This window comes from Dehalococcoidia bacterium, from assembly GCA_035310145.1.
Taxonomy (GTDB): domain Bacteria; phylum Chloroflexota; class Dehalococcoidia; order CAUJGQ01; family CAUJGQ01; genus CALFMN01.
This window is the reverse complement of sequence record DATGEL010000108.1, coordinates 13,357-33,089: the sequence shown is the minus strand read 5'-3', so window position 1 is coordinate 33,089 and position 19,733 is coordinate 13,357. Positions and strand designations below refer to the sequence as shown.

General features: G+C 69.5%; 22 protein-coding genes. 11 read left to right on the top strand and 11 right to left on the bottom strand.

Translation table 11 applies throughout. The annotated features are described in order from the left end of the window. Positions 1-32: 32 nt before the first annotated feature. From VKV26_20370 to VKV26_20360, 3 genes are all read right to left on the bottom strand, one after another. The gene (locus VKV26_20370; protein HLZ72265.1) at positions 33-1,316 is read right to left on the bottom strand and encodes a sugar phosphate nucleotidyltransferase; all 1,284 of its coding nucleotides are present in this window, start codon (positions 1,314-1,316) and stop codon (positions 33-35) included. 20 nt (positions 1,317-1,336) lie between these two features. After that, complete coding sequence (locus VKV26_20365) at positions 1,337-2,638, bottom strand: glycosyltransferase (GenBank protein HLZ72264.1); 1,302 nt, start codon at positions 2,636-2,638, stop codon at positions 1,337-1,339. Positions 2,639-2,712: 74 nt separating this feature from the next. Further along, a complete protein-coding gene (locus VKV26_20360) occupies positions 2,713-3,969 on the bottom strand; it encodes a glycosyltransferase (GenBank protein ID HLZ72263.1) in 1,257 nt (418 codons plus the stop codon). Between the two features lie 248 nt (positions 3,970-4,217). Here VKV26_20360 and VKV26_20355 point away from each other — a divergent pair, with 248 nt between their 5' ends. Continuing rightward, entirely contained in the window at positions 4,218-5,069 is an 852-nt protein-coding gene (locus tag VKV26_20355) for a deoxyribonuclease IV (protein ID HLZ72262.1), read from the top strand. A gap of 86 nt (positions 5,070-5,155) precedes the next feature. Next, positions 5,156-5,566 carry a PaaI family thioesterase gene (locus VKV26_20350; protein HLZ72261.1) on the top strand — a complete coding sequence of 137 codons (411 nt, stop codon included), beginning with the start codon at positions 5,156-5,158 and terminating at the stop codon, positions 5,564-5,566. A gap of 174 nt (positions 5,567-5,740) precedes the next feature. On the opposite strand, the gene VKV26_20345 is transcribed toward VKV26_20350, so the two are convergent. The 7 genes from VKV26_20345 to VKV26_20315 all read right to left on the bottom strand — a co-directional run bounded on the left by VKV26_20345 (position 5,741) and on the right by VKV26_20315 (position 9,521). Next, the gene (locus tag VKV26_20345; protein HLZ72260.1) at positions 5,741-5,992 is read right to left on the bottom strand and encodes an ArsC/Spx/MgsR family protein; all 252 of its coding nucleotides are present in this window, start codon (positions 5,990-5,992) and stop codon (positions 5,741-5,743) included. Between the two features lie 132 nt (positions 5,993-6,124). Next, the gene (locus VKV26_20340; protein ID HLZ72259.1) at positions 6,125-7,087 is read right to left on the bottom strand and encodes a LysR family transcriptional regulator; all 963 of its coding nucleotides are present in this window, start codon (positions 7,085-7,087) and stop codon (positions 6,125-6,127) included. An 82-nt stretch (positions 7,088-7,169) separates the two neighbouring features. After that, entirely contained in the window at positions 7,170-7,412 is a 243-nt protein-coding gene (locus VKV26_20335; protein ID HLZ72258.1) for a ferredoxin, read from the bottom strand. A 63-nt stretch (positions 7,413-7,475) separates the two neighbouring features. Next, positions 7,476-7,790, bottom strand: a complete 315-nt coding sequence (locus VKV26_20330) for a 2Fe-2S iron-sulfur cluster-binding protein (GenBank protein HLZ72257.1) — start codon at positions 7,788-7,790, stop codon at positions 7,476-7,478. Next, positions 7,778-8,146 (bottom strand): hypothetical protein, encoded by a 369-nt coding sequence (locus tag VKV26_20325; GenBank protein ID HLZ72256.1) that lies wholly within the window; start codon positions 8,144-8,146, stop codon positions 7,778-7,780. Before VKV26_20325 ends, VKV26_20330 begins: the two co-directional genes overlap by 13 nt. Positions 8,147-8,217: 71 nt before the next feature. Further along, the gene (locus tag VKV26_20320; protein ID HLZ72255.1) at positions 8,218-9,219 is read right to left on the bottom strand and encodes a DUF6687 family protein; all 1,002 of its coding nucleotides are present in this window, start codon (positions 9,217-9,219) and stop codon (positions 8,218-8,220) included. An 8-nt stretch (positions 9,220-9,227) separates the two neighbouring features. Then, on the bottom strand, positions 9,228-9,521 hold the full coding sequence (locus tag VKV26_20315) for a hypothetical protein (GenBank protein HLZ72254.1): 294 nt from the start codon (positions 9,519-9,521) through the stop codon (positions 9,228-9,230). Between the two features lie 240 nt (positions 9,522-9,761). On the opposite strand from VKV26_20315, the gene VKV26_20310 reads away from it, so the two are divergent. Then, the gene (locus tag VKV26_20310) at positions 9,762-10,994 is read left to right on the top strand and encodes a trehalase family glycosidase (protein HLZ72253.1); all 1,233 of its coding nucleotides are present in this window, start codon (positions 9,762-9,764) and stop codon (positions 10,992-10,994) included. Positions 10,995-11,051: 57 nt separating this feature from the next. Here the strand turns inward: VKV26_20310 and VKV26_20305 are convergent, their stop codons facing one another. Beyond that, complete coding sequence (locus VKV26_20305) at positions 11,052-12,254, bottom strand: CoA transferase (GenBank protein ID HLZ72252.1); 1,203 nt, start codon at positions 12,252-12,254, stop codon at positions 11,052-11,054. Between the two features lie 117 nt (positions 12,255-12,371). On the opposite strand from VKV26_20305, the gene VKV26_20300 reads away from it, so the two are divergent. The 8 genes from VKV26_20300 (at position 12,372) to VKV26_20265 (ending at position 19,721) form a co-directional block, all read left to right on the top strand. Then, positions 12,372-13,250, top strand: a complete 879-nt coding sequence (locus tag VKV26_20300) for a hypothetical protein (protein HLZ72251.1) — start codon at positions 12,372-12,374, stop codon at positions 13,248-13,250. 32 nt (positions 13,251-13,282) lie between these two features. Further along, a complete protein-coding gene (locus VKV26_20295; GenBank protein HLZ72250.1) occupies positions 13,283-14,128 on the top strand; it encodes an MBL fold metallo-hydrolase in 846 nt (281 codons plus the stop codon). A 226-nt stretch (positions 14,129-14,354) separates the two neighbouring features. Then, entirely contained in the window at positions 14,355-14,999 is a 645-nt protein-coding gene (locus VKV26_20290; GenBank protein ID HLZ72249.1) for a hypothetical protein, read from the top strand. A gap of 6 nt (positions 15,000-15,005) precedes the next feature. After that, positions 15,006-16,073, top strand: coding sequence for a hypothetical protein (locus VKV26_20285; protein ID HLZ72248.1), 1,068 nt, complete (start codon positions 15,006-15,008; stop codon positions 16,071-16,073). Positions 16,074-16,225: 152 nt separating this feature from the next. After that, complete coding sequence (locus VKV26_20280; GenBank protein HLZ72247.1) at positions 16,226-18,451, top strand: LUD domain-containing protein; 2,226 nt, start codon at positions 16,226-16,228, stop codon at positions 18,449-18,451. Further along, positions 18,441-18,905: a hypothetical protein gene (locus tag VKV26_20275; protein ID HLZ72246.1), complete on the top strand. Its 465-nt coding sequence runs from the start codon at positions 18,441-18,443 to the stop codon at positions 18,903-18,905. Before VKV26_20280 ends, VKV26_20275 begins: the two co-directional genes overlap by 11 nt. A 70-nt stretch (positions 18,906-18,975) precedes the next feature. Then, entirely contained in the window at positions 18,976-19,185 is a 210-nt protein-coding gene (locus tag VKV26_20270) for a hypothetical protein (GenBank protein HLZ72245.1), read from the top strand. After that, complete coding sequence (locus tag VKV26_20265) at positions 19,182-19,721, top strand: methylated-DNA--[protein]-cysteine S-methyltransferase (GenBank protein HLZ72244.1); 540 nt, start codon at positions 19,182-19,184, stop codon at positions 19,719-19,721. Before VKV26_20270 ends, VKV26_20265 begins: the two co-directional genes overlap by 4 nt. Positions 19,722-19,733 lie beyond the last annotated feature (12 nt).

Here is a 19,733-nt window from a genome sequence, read left to right as displayed (position 1 = left end):
AGCTGGCCGCGGGCGCGGCCATGGTACGGCGGTCAGACGCCATGGATGGGCGAGGCACGGAACGAGCGCACCGTCTCACCGCTTTCCACCCATGGACCGAAGAAATCCTCTTCGCGGGCATTGGGCGGGATGATGCAGTTGCGGCCGATGCCGAGTCCGGCGGGCAGGCGAGCCCGCTTGCCGACAAGCGTGATTCCACTCCAGAGCAGGTCGGGCCGCGCCTTGTTCGGGGTGAAGTCATCGCCCGCGCCCACGCGGCAGCCCTCGGCCACGTGCACGCCCTTGTCGAGAATGGCGCGCTCGATCACGGCGCCGCGAGCGATGAAGCAGTCGTCGAACAGGATCGAGTCGCGCACCACGGCGCCGTCCTCGACGTAGACGCCGGGTGAAAGCACCGAGTGTTCCACCTGGCCGTTGATGATGTCGCCGGCGTTCAGCAGGCTGCGGGTGACGTAGGCGCGCGGCCCGATCTTGGCCGGCGGCAGCGTGGTGTGGCGGGTGTGCAGGGCCGTGTTGGGGTTGTAGAGGTCCAGCTCCGGCAGATCGACCAGCAGATCCATGTTCGCCTGCCAGTAGGCGTCGATCGTGCCCACGTCGCGCCAGTAGCCGTGCAGGCGGTAGCCGTAGACGCGGCAGTCATCGATCATCTCCGGCAGAATATCGCGGCCGAAGTCGTGCGTGGTGTTGCGCGCCGCGTCGGCCACCAGCCGCTCGATCAGCACGTCCTTTTTGAAAACGTAGATGCCGGTGCTGGCGGTGGTGGTGCGTGGCTCGGGCGGCTTCTCATCGAAGCCGATCACGCGGCCGTCACCGTCCATCGTGATCAGGCCGTAGCGGCTCGCCTCCTGCAGCGGCACGTCGTAGACCGGCACGGTCACGTCGGCGCCTTTGGCGTGGTGAAAGGCGATGAGCTGGTCGTAGGCCATGGTGTAGACATGGTCGGCGGAGAGGAGCAGCACCGTCTCGGCCTGCGATTCCTCCACGAAATAGAGGTTTTGATAAACGGCGTCCGCCGTGCCGCGATACCAGTCGGAACTCTCTCGTCCAAGGTAGGGCTGCATCAGGGCGATGCCGCTGCCTTCGCGGTCCATCCCCCAGGGCCGGCCGATGCCGATGTGGGCGTTGAGCGATCGCGGCCGGTACTGGGTGAGCACGCCCACCCGCCCGATGTCCGAATTCATGCAGTTGCTCAGCACGAAGTCGATGATCCGGTACTTGCCGGCGAAGATCACGGCCGGCTTGGCGCGCTCCTCCGAGAGAATACTGAGGCGGTCGCCCTGCCCGCCGGCCAGCACCAGCGCGAGCACATCTTTCACGCGTGGAGTCCTCCTGCTGCCTAGCGGCCGGCGCGGGTCAGCAGCCGCGCCGGCGAGCGGGCCGCCTCCACGTGGCCGGCGAGCGTGTTGAAGATCGCGAGGTAGTCGCGCAGGTAGCGCGTGATCAGGAAGTTCTCGCGCACGTGCTCGCGGCCTTCCGCGCCCAAATGATCGGCCACGTCGGGGTGCTGCAACAGGTAGCCAGTGCGATTGACGCATTCAGCGGTGGTGTTCACCAGGTAGCCCGTGCGGCCGTAGAGGATCTGCAGCGGGATGCCGCCGACGTTGCCGGCGACGACGGGACGGCCCTTCCACAGCGCCTCAGAGACCACCAGGCCGAAACCCTCGCGCACCGACTTCTGGATCACGACCTTCGCCAGCGACTGAAAGGCGTTCACCTCGACGTTGCCGACGCCGTTGAGGTTGGAAAGGATGTGGATGTCGTAGTCTTCGCCGGCGCGGCGCACGGTGCGCTCGTACCAGGCCCAGCCTTCGGGGTCGTCCGCGGCCATGCTGGCGACCAGCACGAGCTGCAGGTCGGGCCGGTCCTGTTTCAGCGCCCGGTAGACATCGATCACGCCCAGCGGGTCTTTCCAGGGGTCGAAGCGGGAGATCTGCGAAATCAGCGGCCGGTCGGGGTCCACGCCGTAGCGCTGGAGGATGTCGCGCCCCACATTCTCCGGCAGCGGCACATTCTTGGGGCTGAGTGGGTCGATCGCGGGCGGAATGGTGAACAGCAGGGGCTTTTCGAGATCATCCTTGACGTACTCGGCCATGGTGAAGATCGCGGCGTCGTACGGCTCAAGATACGGGTGCAGCAGATCCCAGACATCGACCTGGCTGTCGGTCAGGTCGATGTGACAGCGCCACACCCATTTGCCCGCCGGCCGGTGGCCGAGGCGCGCGGCCGCCATCGCCAGGATGCCCGCCGGCTGCGGGTCGTGGATCACGACGAAGTCGTAGTCCTCGTCGAACATGTCGGCGTTCTGCTGGTTGTAGCGCGTCCAGATCTCGCGCATCTGCGGCGTCCACTCCAGCAGCATGCCTTGCAGACTGTTGTGCATCGCCTTGGTGACGTTGAAGAACTCGTCGGAGCCGCGGATCACCTGCCAGTCGGCTTCGAGGCCCAGGTCGGTCATCAGCGGCACGAGCGTGGCCAGGATCTCGGCCACGCCGCCGCCGAAGGCCGTGGCGTTCACATGCAGCACGCGCGCCCCGCGCAGGCGCCCGGCGAGCTCGAGGATCTCTTCGATGCGCGCGTCGCCGATGATCGGCCGGTACGCTTCGATGCTCTTGGGGGTCGTCGGCACAGATCCAAACATTGCCCGCTTTCCACCCGCGCCGCCCGGCCCGTGAACGGCGGCATTCTTGCGATGCTGCGATCGCCGGCGTTCGCTCAGGCGCTGACCCCCACGGACACGACGCGCCGCAGCAGTTGCAGCGTGTCTGCGAGGTAGCGTGTGATCAAGAAGTGGTTGGCCACGTGGCGGCGGCCGTTTTCGCCCATCCGCTCGCGCAGCGCCGCGTCCGCAAGCAGATCGGCGATGCGGTCGCTGCTCACCGTGGTGGTCGGCACCAGGAAACCGGTGACACCGTCCACCACCTGCGCCGTGGTGCCGACCGTACGCCCGGCCACCACCGGCCGGCGCTGCCACATCGCTTCGGAGAGCCACAGCGCGAAGCCGCGGCGCAACGATTTTTGCACGACGATACTGGCGGCGTGACGGCAGGCGTTGATCTCGGCGTTGCCAATTTCGGCCGCGAGCGAGGGCAGGATGCAGGACGGCCGCTCGTTGGCCAGCCGGGCCACGGCGTTGAAGTACCCGCGCGTCTCCTGGTCGTCGCGCAGCGAGGTCGGGATAATCGCGAGCTGCAGATCGGGGAAGCGGTGCAGCAGCTCGTCGTAGACCTCGATCAGGCCGAGTGCGTCCGCGCCTACATCGAACGGCGCAATCTGCGCGATCAGCGGGCGGCGCGCATCGATGCCCAGCTTGCCGGCCAGCAGTTCCACCGTTTCGGCGTCAAGCGGCACGTTGCGCGGGCCGAGCGGGTCGATGCCGGGCGCGATCACCTGCACCAGCCGCGCCTGCCAGCCGGGCGGGGAGAATGACGGGTCTTCGAGCATCGTCGCGTCGAACCCCGCGGCGGAGGGGGAAAGGTCGCTCCAGGCGTCGGCCGCGGAGGCGGAGAGATCGGTGTGGCAGTTCCAGATCCAGCGGGCGCCGCTCGCCTGCGACTGTCCCTCGTCGATCATGCCGATCAGCTGCGGATCGTGCACGATTACCGTGTCCCAGCCGCCGCTCAGCGAACGACCGGCATCGGCCACGGCGCGTAGCCAGGCGCGGCGGGTTTCGGCGGTCCAGGTGTCGCCGGCGCCGTTCAGACCCTCGTACAGGGCGACCAGTGCCCCCTGCGATTCGTGGTCGGTCTGCACCACCTGCCAGGCCGCGTCGATGCCCAGGTCGCGCAGCAGCGGCACCGAGGAGGTGAGCAGATCCGTCGTCCACGAGCCGAACGAACGCAGCGACAGGGCGAGCAAGTGCAGGCCGCGCAACGGCTCGGCCAGCCGGCGCAGTTCGGCCACGCGCTCCGGGCCGATCAGCGCTTCGTACTCTTCCAGCCGGCGGGGCGAGAGGGCGACGGTACCCAGCATCGGCAGCTCCGCGGCAGGGTGGCGGTCAGGCGCCGGAGAATGCTCCAACGCCGGATGGGAGCGCGGGTGAGCGGGGTCGTTTGCGAGCGGCGGACGGGCCGCGAGCGGCGCGGGTACGAAAACTCCGCGCGCCGGGCACGGCGATCGTATCGACGCCGTTCTGGCGCTGTCAATCACGCCGCGTTAGCCTTGAGAGGTCGCGACGAACACGCGTTCGTTGCCTGAGCATGGATCGGGAGCGGTGTTCCATGAAGATTGGCGCTCATGTCTCGACGGCCGACGCCCTCTCGCGCTGCGTTGATCGCTGCTGCGAGATCGGCGCCGAGGCGGTCCAGATCTTCGCCTCGGCGCCGCAGAGCTGGCGGCCCCTCGCGCACGGCGAAGAGGCGATCGCCCAGCTCAAGAGCCACGCCGTCGAGGCGGAGGTTGCGCCGATCTTCGTGCACGGCATCTACCTCATCAATCTTGCGGCGGAGAGCGCGGAGCACGTCGAGAAGTCGGTCACATCGCTCGCCGCGGCGCTGCAGTTCTGCGAAGGCGCCGGCGCCCTGGGCACGATCTTCCACGTGGGCAGCCATAAGGGCGCCGGTTTCGACACAGTGCGGCCGCGCATCGTCGCGGCGATGCAGGAGGCGCTGACACGGGCGCCCGGCGAGAGCTGGCTGATCATCGAGAACAGCGCCGGCGCCGGCAACACGATTGCGGCGAAGTTCGCGGAGATCGGCGAGCTGATCCGGGAGACCGGCAGCGATCGCGTAAAAGTCTGCATCGACACTTGCCACGCCTTCGCCTCCGGCTACGACATCGCCGAGCCGGCGGGCATCGAGGCGGCGATGGCGGAGTTCGACCGCGAGATCGGCCTTCACCGGCTCGTCGCCGTGCACGCCAACGACTCGAAGGGGCCGCTGCTGAGCGGCAAGGATCGGCACGAGAACATCGGCGAAGGCTACATCGGCATCGGCGGCTTCCGCACGGTGATGAGCCACCCGGCCTTCCGCGACGTCCCCTTCCTGCTCGAGGTGCCCGGCTTCACGGGCAAGGGCCCCGACCGCGAAAACGTCGAGATCCTCAAGCGCCTGCGCGACGAGGTGTTCGGCTGAGGCGAAGACCGCCGCTCAGCGCCCGCCGCAACCAGCCACCCTGCAGACGTTCCTCTGCGGCGCCTTGCCGGCAAGGAGAGTTGACCGTGACGACATCGACCAACGAGCTGATCGCCGGCATGCCCTTCGCGCAGTTGCTGGGCATCGAGATCGTGAGTGCGGCGCCGGAGCGCGTGCTGGCGCGCATGTCGGTGCGCGCGGACCTGTGCACCTCGCCGGCGATCTGTCACGGCGGCGCCTTGATGGCCTTCGCCGACTCGCTGGGCGCGGTTGCCACCTCGCAGAACCTGCGCGCCGGCCAGGGCACGACGACGATCGAGTCGAAGACCAACTTCTTCGCGCCTGCGCCGCTGGGCAGCGTCGTGCATGGCGAGTGCACGCCGCTGCACCGCGGCCGCCGCACGATGGTCTGGCAAACGCGCCTCACCAACGCTGAGGGGCGCCTGCTGGCGCTGGTCACGCAGACACAGATGGTGCTGGAGGCGGCCGGGGGATGAGGCCGCTTGTGGCCCCCATCCCCTGCCCCTTCCCCCAATTCTAGGGGAAGGGGAGATCTATGATCGGGGCATTGGGGCTGAAGACGGAGCTTCTGCGTCTCCCCTCTCCCAGGATTGGGAGAGGGGTACGTGAGATGAGGTGAGAGCCGATGGCCGTGGGGTGGGACCAAATCCTCAGCCCAGCACCCGCTCCAGCTCTTTCGGATCGCCGCCGATGACGAGGCGATCGCCGGTCAGCACAATCGGGCGGCGGATCAGGCGCGGCTCATGCGTCATGAGATCGAGCAACTGCGCGTCGTTCGCCGTGGCCGGGTCGAGGCCGAGCGGGCGGGCGCTGGGGCTCTTCCAGGAGAAGATCGCCTTCATGCCGCCGGCAAGCCGTGCCAGCGCGGCGATCTCCTCGCGCGAAAGCGGCTTGCGGAAGATCTCGCGCGGGTTGTAAGCGACGCCGTGCAGATCGAGCCAGCCACGGGCTCGGTTGCAGGTCGTTCAGCCGCGTTTTTCGTAGAGCGTGATCGTACGTTCGGCCATCGGCACCTCCTCACGCCATTTGTCGGGTCAGTCGCCGGAGCGCGCCAGCACACGCGGCGGCGGCGCCAGGTCGGGAAACGTATCGCGCGCCGATTCGGGCAGGATGAAGCGGTACATGTTGTGCAGCGTCTCCACGAAGGCGTGCACGGTGCGCGCGTGCTTGCGGTTGCGGCGGAAGATCAACGCGATCTGGCGCTTGAAGCGCGGCACGCCGATGATCTCGACCTCGGCCAGGATGCCCAGCTTCAGCTCGCGCTCGACGGAAACGCGCGGCAGGATGGCGATGCCCAGCCCCTCCTCGACCATCTTCTTGGTCGCCTCCATGCTGTCGAGCTGCATGGCGTGGATCGGCACCAGGTTCGCCTCGCGGAAGATGCCGTGGATCAGGCCGTAGTAGCTCGAGCCCTTGTCGAAGAAGATCAGCGGCTGGCGGCTGACCTCTTCAATGCGCGCCGTGCGCGTCTGCGCGAAGGGGTGGTTGTGCTCGGTGACGAGGATCACCTCGTCGTCGTACAGGTGGATCGTTTGAATCTCCGGGTGCACGAGGGCGCGGACGAGGCCGACCTGCACCTCGTCGTTGAGCAGCAGCTCGAGCACGTCGTCGGAGCGGCCGGTACGGATCGAGACATCCACGCGCGGATAGTGGCCGCGGAAGGACTTGAGGATGCGCGGCAGCACGTAGGTGCTGATCGTCAGCGCCGAGCCGATTCGCAGATTGCCCGCCTCGGCGTTGCGCAGCGCTTCGAGCGCGTCCTTGCCTTCCTGCACCGAGGCCAGCGCCTTCTCGGCGTACGCCAAAAATGTCTGGCCCGCGTCCGTCATGCGCACGCTGCGGCCGGTGCGCTCGAACAGCTCCTCGCCCAGCTCGCGTTCGAGCGTCTGGATACGCGCCGTCACAGACGGCTGCGTGAGATAGAGCGTCTCGGCGGCGCGGCTGAAGCTGCGGTGCGCGGCCACCTGCACGAACGCCTCGATCTGCGCCAATTCCACGCCGCGCCCCCGCTCATGCCGCTTATATCTATGATGCGTAACTGTAGCATGGGGCGGTGTCTATGGGAACGGCGGTCGTGCGTTATGTGTTGGCCGCGCTCCAGGCGCGGTTCTTCTCGATGTAGTCACGCCACTGCTTGGGCACGTCGTCTTCGTGGTAGATCGCCGTCACCGGGCAGGCGGCCTCGCAGGCGGCGCAGTCGATGCACTCGTTGGGATTGATGTAGAGCTGGTCCTCGCCCTCGTAGATACAGTTCACGGGGCAGACATCGACGCAGGACTTGTCTTTCACGCCGATGCACGGCTCGGCAATGATGTACGGCATGACGGAGTTCCACTCCCTGGCTGCAGCGATTGATGGGCCGGCGGCGCCGCTCAGGGCGCCGACTCACTCCGGCGGCGGCAGCACGCCCGGCTTGCGCACCTCGACATCGCCCTGTACGCGGGCCTGGCAGGCGAGGCGCACGGGCGTGTTCAGCACGGCGCGGCCACGCCCTTCGGCCAGACTATACGACTCAAAGCGGCTCATAGAAGAGAGTTGGTCGCCCCCGGCCAGCACCGAACAGGCGCAGGTCGTGCACTCGCCCTTGCCGCCGCAGGTGGTGGGCCAGTAGTAGCCGCGGGCGTTGGCGCCCGCCATGATCGTCTCGCCCTCGGCAACGTCGATCACATGGCCGGCCGGCTGCACGGTCACGCGGGGCATACGGCCTCCCATGCCCGCTCGATCGTGCCCTCCGCGATCAGGCGGCCGTCTGCGTCGGCCGTAGCCGTGACGTGCCACTGCTCTCGATCGCCCGGCATTCCCGGACTACGTTGTGCACGCAAGTGAATGTACTCGCCTTGCTTTAGCCCTGCTCGATGGTTAATGTCCGCCGCAATGCTTAGCCAGCGCCCGTCGTGACGTTCCAGCCGCTGCTCGGACTTCGCGATACATCGCTCCATCAATGCGACCAGCGCCGGCGTGGTGATCACGGCGCGATCGGGCGGCAGGTGCGTGGTCGTGTGCGCCGCAACCACGATCGTGTGCAAGTTGGAGACGGTTCGCACCACGTCGGACAACGCGGTCTCCCGCTGCGTGCTGCGAGGAGACGAGCACCCTCGTGCAACCATCGTAGCGCACGGGCCCGCGATCAGCGGCGCTCAGAGTAGGGGCTCCAGCGCAGCGTTTCGTCGTGGGCGTGCGTGCGCAGGAAGTCCAGGGCTTCGGCTACCACCGTCTCGCGGTCGATCGAGGATGGCGAAGCTGAGCCGCGGCCATCGTCGAACCAGAGGCGCGACCGCGGCTGCCAGACCGGATCGGCGCGCCAGCGGCCGTCCCTGCGCTCGAACATGTTCAAGCGCGTGGCGAGGCCGCTCAGATTGATGCGTGGCCGCGGCCGCCACGAGCGCAGCTGCACCCAGCTTTCGTAGCGGTATTCGAGCGTGTAGGTGTTCTCCGAGCGCACGGTGAGCAGCCGCGAGCGGCCCGCCGAAACCGTCAGTCCGATCAGCGGGTGCAGGCGCAGCGGCGTGTCGAGCACGACGAGATCGAGCTCGGGCACGCTCTCGATCTGCACGGCGCCGGAGTTGAAGAGGCTGTCCGCCTGCAGGACGTCCGAGTACTCGCCGATCCAGAGCAGATCGAAATCGCGGATGTTTTCAAGCATGGCGGGCATCTGCGGCAGCAGCGCCTCGAACAGGGCGGCGCCGCGGCCGGCGTCGTCACGACCGGCCAGTGTGGCGGCGAGCGGTGACTCTGCCGGGTCGCGGAAGGCATTCACCGCGCAGACGAAGCCGGTTGCATCGAGATCGTGGGCGATGCCGAACTCGGCCCCCTGCGCCAGGCCGGCGATCTGCTCCGCGCGGCGCAGCGCCTCCTCCGGATGCAGGAGTGCCCAGATGGCTAGCAGGGCGCCGGCATCGAACGCCGGGCACGTGACGGCTGCAGCGCGGGCGATCAAGGCGCACGCCTGCGGGTCGCGCAGGGCGCGGAGCACGGTTTCGGCGGCGGTGTCGTCGATCAGGCGGGGCGGTGTGGCCGAGCCGGGGTGATTGCTGATGGCGAGCAGGGTGTGCGCGGAGGGAGAAGCGTTGACGGCGATGTGGGGCGTCGCCTCGAGTTCAGGTTCCGGCGGCAGGAAGCGGGAGGGCATTCTGCGCCTCAGGCGGGCCGCGGCCGGCCGGCAAGGGCCATAAACTCGTCTTCCCACTGCAAGACGATGAACAACAGGCGGGCGTTGATCGCATCGGGCACGCCGCGCACGCCCTGCTCCTGCAGCCGCTGCTCCAGCTCGGCGGCCAACTCCGGGCTGGCGGCGCGCGGCGGGCCGGCCTGGCGCTCCGTCTCCATGATCAGCGAGACGAGGCCGGGATCGACGAAGACGTTCTCTTCTTCAAGCTGCGCGGCGACCCATTCCGCGCACTCGTCCAACAGGCTCTGGCTCTCGGTCTCCATCCGGCTCCGGCTCGGCCTCGTTCTTGGACTTTTTGTCTCCGTGCGGCCAGGGCAGGCGCAGAGCGCGGACAACTTCCGCGGCGTCTACTGCCGTTTGCGCCATCCTAGCATGCCGGCGGGTGCGCGGTGGCAAACGACGTCGCAGCCCTCCTGCACCGCGCGGGCAACCCCGGCTTGCGCGGACCAACCCGTCCCTGCACCCTTCACCCTGTACCCGCTACCCTTCGCCGAGGCCCGCTGATGGACGAACGCTCTGGCCTGCTCGCCCTCGCCGAACGCCAGCTCGCGGCGAACCGTCAGCGCGGCGTCGGCGCGGCCAGCGGCCTGCCCTACGACTTCGTCTGCCCCTCTCGCAGCCACTATCCCTTCCAGTGGTTCTGGGACTCCTGCTTCCACGCCATCGCCCTGACACACATCGACGTGCGCCTGGCCGAGCAGGAGCTGCGCTGCCTGCTGCAGGGCCAGCGCGCCGACGGCTTCATGCCGCACATGCTCTTCTGGGACCAGGCCAGCTACCGCGCGATGGCCGAGTCGTACAACCTGCCGAAGCTCGGTGGCTGGACCAGCGACATTACACAGACGCCAATGCTGGCCGCGGCGCTGCGGCGCGTCTACGAAGCGGGCCGCTCGCGCACATTCCTTGAACAAACGCTGCCCGCCGCCGTGCGCTGTTACGACTGGCTGCGCCGCAACCGTGACCCGGACGGAGACGGCCTGCTCAGCATCCTGCAGCCCGACGAATCCGGCCTCGACGCCTCGCCGAAGTACGACCGGGTCCTCGGGCTGACGGAGCCGACCGAGGCCGGCCTGCGCGCGGCGATGCAGGGGCTGTTCGACCGCTACGCGCCGCTGCGCAGCGACAACGCGGCCATGTTGGCGCTCGACGCCTTCAACGTCGAGGACGTGCTGGTGAACACGGTCTACGCCGACAACCTGCGCGACCTCGCGGCCCTGCTGCGCGAGGCCGGCGACGCCGTGGCCGCCCACCGGTACGAGGACGAGGCGGCGCGCACGCTGGCGGCCCTGCTGTCAAAGTGCTGGGACGAGGGGGCCGGAGCCTTCTGGGACCTGGCCGGCGCCGCGGAGGAGCCGCAGCGCGTGCTGACGATTACCTCGCTTTTCCCGCTGCTGCTGGGCGACCTGCCGGCCGAGATCGCTGCAAAGCTCGTCAAGCACGTGACCGACGAGGGCAAGTTCTGGGCGCGCGTTCCGGTGCGCTCGGTCGCGGCCCGCGAGCCGTCCTACGATCCGGGCGAGGGCATCATCTGGCGCGGGCCGGTCTGGCTCAACACGAACTGGTTCTTGATTCGCGGCCTGCGCCGCCACGGCTACGATGCCGAGGCCGAGACGATCGCCGCCGCCAGCCGCGAGCTGGTGCTGCGCCACGGCTTCCGCGAGTACTACAACCCGGAGACCGGCGCACCCGGCGGCGCCGTGGGCTTCGGCTGGTCCACGCTGGTGATCGACATGTGAGCTGGCGCAAGCACCATCGGCGACTCGGCGGCCGCGGAGACGGCGCCCCGCCGGCGCTCAGATCACGCCGCGCTCGTGCAGGCCGCGCAGGTCCGCCTCGTTCAGTCCCAGCAGCTCACCGTAGACGGCGGCGTTGTACTCGCCCAGTTCCGGGCCGGGCCAGCGCACGGCGCCGGGTGTCTCGGAGAACTTGGGCACGATGCCGGGCATCTTCACGGGGCCGATCTGCGGGTGATCAACGCTGATGATGTCGCCGCGGGCGTTGATGTGCGGGTCGGCGACGATCTGGGCGGCGTTCATGATCGGGCCGGCGGGCACGTCGGCGGCGTCCAGCGCTCCGAAGGCATCCTCGAAGTCGCGGGCGGCGATCCAGTCACGGATGATCGCTTCCAATTCGTCGGCGTTGGCGGCGCGGGCGCGCTGCGTGGCGAAACGCTCGTCCGTCGCCAGCTCGGGACGTCCGATCGCCTCGGCCATGCGCGCCCAGACGCGGTCGCCGCCCGCGGCGATCTGCAGCCAGCGGCCGTCGCGCGTCAGAAAGTTGCCGGCGGGCGCAAAGCCGGGGTTGCGGTTGCCGATGCGCTCGCGCACCACGCCGAGCCGGTCGTAGGCCGGGATCAGGTCTTCGGAGATGCGCAGGATCGGCTCGAACAGCGCCAGGTCCACGTCCTGGCCGGCGCCGCCGTGCACGTCGCGGTGATAGAGCGCCATCAGCGTGGAGAGGGCGCCGAACATCGCCGTCGTGAAGTCGGCCATGGCAAAGGCCGGGCGCACGGGCGGGCCGTCGGGATAGCCGCTGACGTACATCAAGCCGCTGTAGCCGAGGGCGATGCGATCATAGCCGGCGCGGTGGCTGTACGGTCCCGTCTGGCCGAAGCCGGAGACGCGGATCACGATCAGCCGCGGGTTGACCTGGCGCAGCCGCTCCGGGCCGAGGCCGCGCCGCTCCAGCGTGCCGGGCGTGAAGTTCTCGATCAACGCATCGGAGACGCGCACGAGTTCGAAGAAGAGTGCCTGGCCCTCCGGTTCGCGCAGGTTGAGCGTGACCGAGCGCTTGTTGCGCCCCGTCGTGGCCCAGGCGAGCGAGACACCGTCCACGCGCTGGCCGCCGGAAGTGCGCAGCGAGTCGCCCGTGCCCGGCTGCTCGACCTTGATCACGTCGGCGCCGAAGTCGGCCAGCAGACTGGCGCCGAACGGCCCGGCGATCAGCGTGCCGATGTCGAGCACGCGCAGCCCCGCGAGCGGTCCCGTGCCGGTCATTGTCCCAACCTCCGCGCTGATCGCGCCGCAGTTCATCCTACGCCGCCCGCCCCGCCGCGGCCACGCCGGCCCCGTGTATAGTGGGGCGTGCGAGGCCGATCGGGCAGGAGGACGCACATGACCACGCCGGCAGCGCGAGCCCAGGATCTGCAGCTTGGCCAGAGCGCGCCGCCGCTCGTGAAAGTGGCGCGCAACTTCGCCTCCGCCTCCGAGAACAAGATCCACGACGACGAAGAAGCGCGGCGCTACGGCCTCAAGGGCGGCCTCGTCGGCGGCGTCTCGCTCTACGCCTACGCCAGCGAGCTGATCGTCGCGCTGCTGGGGCCAGGCTGGCTGCAGAGCGGCCGCGCCTCGGTGCGCTTCGTCAAGCCGGTCTACGACGGCGAGACGGTGAGCATCGTCGCCACGCGCGGCTCGCCGGCCAGCAGTGACGGACTGCGGCTCGAATACGCCATCTTCGGACCCGAGGGCCAGACCTGCGTGCTGGGCGACGCCGCGATCGGCGGGAGCATGGCGCCCGCGGCCGAGTGGAACTATGCGCCCTGGCCGGGCCGCGCCTCGCTGCACGGCGCGCGGCCGGCGCTCACGGCGTCGTCGGTGCCGCTGGGCGTGGCCCTCGATCCGCATACGGTCGTCTTCGACCCCGAGACGGTGCAGCAGTACGCCGACGACCACGAAGACGCCGGCCCGTGGTATCGCGGCGGCTCGGTCTTTGGCCTGCCGATCGTGCCGCCGGGGCTGATCGCCGGCCAGGTGGCGCGGCTGCTGCGCGAGAACTTCGAATACGGCCCCAGCGTTCATACCGGCAGCGAGATTCAGCACCTGGCCGTGCCGCTGGCGGGCGGCGCCTACACCGTTGATGCCGCGATCGTGGACCGGTTCGAGAAGCGCGGCAGCGACTACCTGGTCGCCGACGTGCTGGTGCGCGACCACCGGCAGCAGCCGGTGACACGCATCGGCCACAGCTCGATCTTCCGCTTCGCGCCCCGCGGCTGAGCGGCGGCGCAGCTTCGCAGGAGGCTTCAGGCATGTCGGGCGAAACCGTGCAGATCGGCAAGGTCAGTGTGCAGGCGATCCAGGACATCGCCACGCCGGCGCGGCCGAGCATCATGTTCCCGATGTCCACGCCGGAGAAGCTGGAGCCGTTCCAGCACTTCATCAACGAGCGCGGCCACTTCACCATCAATATCGGCGCCTTCGCCGTGCGCTCGGCCGGGCGGCTGATCCTGGTGGACACGGGCATCGGCAACAAGAACCGCGAGCAGTTCCGCAACGGCATCCTGCCCGACAACCTGCGCGCCGCCGGCATCGCCCCCGACGAGATCGACACGGTGCTGATCACGCACCTGCACATCGACCACGTCGGCTGGAACACGGTCGAACACGAGGGCACGTTCGTACCGTTCTTCCCGAAGGCGCGGTACGTGATCCAGCGGCGCGAGTGGGAGTACTGGACGCAGCCGGAGATTGCCGCGGCGAACGCCTGCATCGGCGACAGCGTGCTGCCGCTCAAGGACACCGGCCAGGTGGACCTGATCGAGGACGTGACCGCGATCACGGCGGAGATCACGACGGTTCCCACGCCGGGCCACACGCCGGCGCACCAGAGCATCGCCATCCACTCCGGCGGCGAGAAGGCGCTGATCACCGGCGACGTGGCGCATCACCCGGTGCAGCTCACCGAGTGGGAGTGGGGGCTGGCCGTGGACGTGGACCCGGCGCTGGCGCGCGATACGCGCAAGGCGCTGATCGAGCGTGTGGACCGTGAGGGCGAGCTGGTGGTCGGCACGCATTTCCCCTTCCCCGGCTTCGGCCGCCTGGTGCGCCTGTACGGTCGCCGCTACTGGCAGGCGCTGGCCCCGGCCACAGCGTAGCTTCCTCGCGGCCCCTGGAAGTCGGTCATGGTTCGCTCGGCGGCGGAACCGCCGAGCCGCGCCGATCGCAACCCTTCTGAAGCGAAACCGCCGTATAGCGGTGGAATCTTCGCTGCTCCCGCGCTCGTACTACAGCGAGCGCAGGAGACGAGATGCACGCGGCCCGAAGCCCTCCATCGCCCGTTTCACGCCGTTCACTCCGCGTGAACCGAACGGAGCATGGTTCATGGGCTTGAAAACGGTTACTCCACGACGGGTCGGACTCTTCGCCCTGCCGCTGCTGGCGGCGACGTTCGCGATCGCGCTCGGCTTCACCCTCTCGGCGCCGCACCAGGCGCATGCGGACGGCCATGACGGCGCCCAGACGGGCACCACACTGGGCTGGCTCGACGGCCAGACGGTGCAATTCTTCTACAGCAAGCCGTTTTTCTGCGCACAACCGCCGAGCAGCGGCGCACCCTCCGGCTGTGAGGTCGGCGCCGACGGCACGGTCGATCCACGCCCCGGCCCGATCCCGGTGCTCTACGTGATGACCCCGCTCGGCTTCCGCCCGGCCGACTCAACGCTGCATTGCCCGGTGGTCGGCAGCTGTATCAACCACCCGAGCACGATCGACGCATCGCGCCTGTTCGGCGCTGCGGCGGCCGACATTCCCCTGCCGGCGCACAGCCACATCGTCGACCAGAAGCATGGCGGCTGGTGGGAACTGAAGGTAATCGGCGTCAGCGATCCGGCCGTCTGGGACCAGATCGTGGCCGGGAAGAGTCTGGCCACGGTGCGGCAGCTGCAGATGGCCGGCCACGGCATCACGGGCGATATCGACACCAACACCTATCTCTTCTTCAGCGTGAACCAGGCGCAGGGGCAGTAACCACGGTTGCACGGCGTGCAGCGGACGGCCGCAATGGCTGCCGGCGCACGCCGTGCGCTCTCCCCGCCTTATGAGGGAAACGGCGGGAAATGGAGGGCGGTGATGGCCATCGATGCGGCGAACAGCGTTCGTCGCCGGTCAGTAGCGCGTTCGGCCCGGCTGCGGCGTCTACCGATTGCCGCGATGGCGATCGGCGGCGGTCTGCTCGTGAGCCTCGGCGCGTTCCTGCCCTGGCTGTCGCTCTTCGCGGGGCTGCGCACGCTCGCCGGAACCAGCGGGCCGAATGGTTGGCTGCTCGTGGCCGGCGGCACGGTGAGTGTGGTGGCAGGAGCGTGGTTTCTGGTTCGCGGCGGCGGCGCAGCGCGCTGGACGATCGGCCTGCTCGGGCTGGCGCTGCTGGGCTTCTGCGGCTGGCTGCTGCTCCAGTTGCTCGACATCTACCGCCGGCTGAGCGCGGACGCCTTCGTGTTCAGCCAAATCCGACCGGGCCTGTTTGTGGCGACCGGCGGCGCCGTGATCATCGCCGCCTCGCTCCTGGCCGGCGAGCCGTCGGCGCCGCGCGCGCACGACGGCGCCGGCACCACGAAGCCATTTGCGCTCGCGCCGGTGCTGGCGGGGCTGTCGGCCGGCGCGGGCGTCATTCACTTCGCCGTGATCGGCTCCCACGCGCACGAGTCGATCGTGCTTGCCATCGCCTTCTTCGCCGCAGGCCTCGCACAACTGCTCTGGGCATGGCTCTTCCTCGTCGCCTTCGGGCGCTGGATCGCACTCAGCGGCGCGGCGCTCAGTGCGCTGTATGTTGCCGTGTGGGCCGTCTCGCGCACGGCCGGCCTGCCGCTCGGAGATTCGCCCTGGCGGGCCGAGCCGGTGGGTGTCGCGGACCTGATCACGGTGACATTTGAAACGCTGACCGTACTCGGCGCGCTCACGGTCTGGCGCTGGCCGCAGCGCCGGCTTCGGCTCGCGCGACCCGCAGCCGGCGTCGTTTGCGTGTTGGTCGGCGCCGCGATCGCCGCCCCGACGTTCCTCGCTGCACTTGACGGCAGCGGCGCCGCGCATCTGCTGCGCCGCTGAACTCCGTTCAGCGCCGGCGAAGGCATGCCTGCCGGTCCGCCGGGAGCGGTTCTGCGCCGCCGATGCAGCGCAGCCGCCGCTGCCGAACCGCGTCTTGACCGCCTTCCCGCCAGCCGTGATGATCGGCGTGCGCATTCGCGCCGGGGGCGGCCATGTCGGGCGCACGCGCGCCGTTTCGGCAACGCTTGCACGAGGCGCTCGCCTCCGAGACGCTGCCTGTCGCCCTCGACCGCGCGCTGGGCATGTTTCGCCAGCGCCGCGCCGCCGCCTTCCGCGAGGCCGATTGGCAGACGCTGCGCGATAACGCCACGCGCGTGCGAAGGGATTCAGTCGACCGCCTGCCCGAGCTGGTGGAGCAGTTCACCGCCGAGGCGGAGCGCGCCGGCGCCGTCGTGCATCTCGCCGGAGACGCGGCCGAGGCGCGGCGCATCGTCGGCGAGATCGCCCAGCGGCACGGCGTCACGCTTGCCGTCAAGGGCAAGTCGATGGCGACCGAGGAGATCGAGCTCAACGCCTACCTCGAAGGGCTTGGCGTCGAGACGGTCGAAACCGACCTGGGCGAGTGGATCATCCAGCTCGCGCACGAGTCCCCATCGCACATCCTGGCGCCCGCCATTCACAAGCGCCGCGAGGACGTGGCCGCGCTGTTCACGCGCGTCACCGGCCGGCCCGTGCCGCCGGACGACATTCCCGCGATCGTCCAGGTGGCGCGGCAGGAGCTGCGGCAGAAGTTCATCGACGCCGGCATGGGTATCTCCGGCTGCAACGTCGCCATCGCCGAGAGCGGCACATTAGTCCTGGTCAGCAACGAGGGCAACCACCAGCTCAGCACCACGCTGCCGCCCGTGCACGTGGCGGTGCTCGGCATTGAGAAGATCGTCGGCACGCTTGAAGACGCGACCGCGGTGCTCAAGGTGCTCGGCCTGGCCGCGACCGGGCAGAAGCAGTCGAGCTACGTCAACTTCATCACCGGTCCCAGCCGCACCGGCGACATCGAGGTCTCGCTCACCGTCGGCGTGCACGGGCCGAAGGAAGTGCACATCGTGCTGCTGGACAACGGCCGCACGCCGATGCGCGCCGACCCGGCCTTCCGCGAGGCGCTGCGTTGCATTCGCTGTGGCGCCTGCTCCAACGTCTGCCCGCCCTTCAGCGTCGTCGGCGGGCACGCCTTCGGCTACATCTACACCGGCCCGATCGGCCTCGTGCTCACGCCCTGGCACCACGGCGTCGAGGCCGCCTCCGGGCCGCAGAGCCTTTGCTTCTCCTGCAATGCCTGCGAGACGGTCTGCCCGGTCAGCATCCCCTTGCCGCGGCTGATCATCGGCGTGCGCGAGCAGGCGGCGAAGCGCGGGAAGCCGCCGCTGGCGAAGCGCTTGGGCACGGGCATGCTGGAAGACCCAGCTGGGCGTGGCGCGGTTACGGCGCTGGGCCGCGTGGCGCAACTGCCGCTGGGCAAGGGCGACGGCTTCATCGCTGGTCCCGGACTGCCTGGATCGGCCTGGCGGCACCTGCCCGCGCTGCCGGCGAAGCCGTTCCGGGCGCGGCTCTCGCGGCGCGAGCGCGAGGGCGCGGTGCTGGCGCCGCGGCAGGCGCCGATCGCCGGCTCAGCCGCGGCGGGGCTGCGCGTCGCCTACTTTCCCGGCTGTATCACCGACCGCTTCTACCCGGCGATGGGTGAAGCCGTGGTGCGGCTGTTGCAGGCCTGCGGCTGCGAGGTCGTCTTCCCGCCGGCGCAGGGCTGCTGCGGCCTGCCCGCGGCCAACGCCGGCGGGCGCGAACGGGCGGAGCAGATGGCGCGGGACACGGTCGCGGCCCTCGGCGGGGCGCGTGTGGACTGGATCGTCAGCTCCTCCACGAGCTGCGCCGTGGCGATCACGCAGGACTACGCGCACCTGCTCGCCGGCGACGCGGCCGTCAAAGACGCCGAGGCTCTGGCCGGCCGCGTGATCGACCTCACGCATTTCCTGCACGACGTGGCGAAGCTGCCGGCCGGAAGCCTGGCGGTGGCGTCGCGCCGCGCGACGTATCACGACTCCTGCCAGTCCTTCAACTGCCTCGGCCTCAGCGCCGAAGGGCGCCGGCTGCTGTGCGAGGTCGCCGGCGCCGAGCTGGTGGAGATGGAGGAGCCGAGCGTCTGCTGCGGCTTCGGCGGCGGCGCCTCGTTCGAGCATCCCGAAGTGGCGCGGCGCATCGCCGCCCGCAAGCTCGACCACATCGGCGCCACGCAGGCCGCGTTCGTCGTGACCGACAATCCCGGCTGCATCCTGCACCTGCGTGGCGCCCTGCACGCGCGCAGGAGCCGCGTGCGCGCGCAGCACCTGGCCGAATTCCTGGCCGAGGGCCTGCCACCGGCGGGAGGGCGGGCCGATGCGCGCTGAGGACGGCCTGCGCCTCGACCTGGACGGCGCCCGCGAGGCGATCGGCCGTTGCGACGTGCTCGTGCTCGGCTTCCGTCATCTCGCGCCGCGCGTGCTGTTCGACACGCGCGAAGGGACCGCCAGCAAACCGCTCTTCCGCATCGTGCCGCCGGTGAACACGCCGAAGGAGCGCTTCGCCCAGTTGCGCCGGCTGCGGCCCGACCTGGGCGAGCCGGAGCGCTTCCTCTTCATCCAGTGGCCGCTCGGCCTGGAGAGCCTGGTCGAGTCGGGCATCTGGAGCTGCATCGTCGAACGCTGCCGCGCCGCGGCGCAAGAGCGCGGTTTGCAGGAGTGTGAAGGTCTGCTCGAACGCTTGACGCGGCTCGACCAGAAGGAAGTGCAGGAAGCGATCGACGGCGAGTCGTACCGCACGCTCTGGCCGCCGAGCCCGGGCCAGCCGCGCGGCGAGCGCTGAGCCGGCGGCCCAGGCCGCGGCCGCAAGGCGTTACCATGCGCATGCCGATTCGTTCTCAGGGGCATGATGCATGAAGACCGAGATCTACGAGGCCGACCCCTTCACCAACCAGAAGATGGCGCACTTCCTCACGCTGGACACGGATTACCGCTTCGAGCCGCGCGACGAGTTCTTCCTGACCACGGAGAAGGGCCAGAAGCTGAAGGTGCGCGTGACCTACGTGCGCGTCGAGGTCGCGGCGGCGGGACTGCGGCGCGAGCTGATCGTGATGAAGCTGTGAACGGCGCCTCACGCGAGCCGCTGGCGCTCGCCGCCGTCGAGACGCCGTTCGGCGCCATGCGCATCGCCTGCAGCGACGTGGGCCTCGTGCTGCTCGCCCTACCTGGCAGAGAGGCCGGCCAGTTCTCGCGGCGGCTGGAAGCGATCCAGACGCCGGACGCGGCCGCATCGCCGCGGGCGGCCGCATACGCCGCACAGACCGGCGAGGAGCTTGCCGGCTACTTCGCCGGCGCGCTGCGCGAGTTCTCCGTGCCGCTGGCGCCGCGCGGCACGGCCTTCCAGCGCGTCGTCTGGCAGGCCGTCTGCGCCGTGCCCTACGGCGAAACGCGCAGCTACGGCGCCGTGGCCGCGGCGATCGGCCGGCCGGCGGCGTTTCGCGCGGTCGGCCATGCCAACGGCGCGAACCCCTTGCCCGTGATCGTGCCCTGCCATCGGCTGGTCGGCAGCACCGGCGCGCTCACCGGATACGGCGGCGGTCTGCAGATGAAGCGCTGGCTGATCGAGCAGGAGCGCTGCAACAGCCGTTCCGCGACATAACCGTTTGACAGC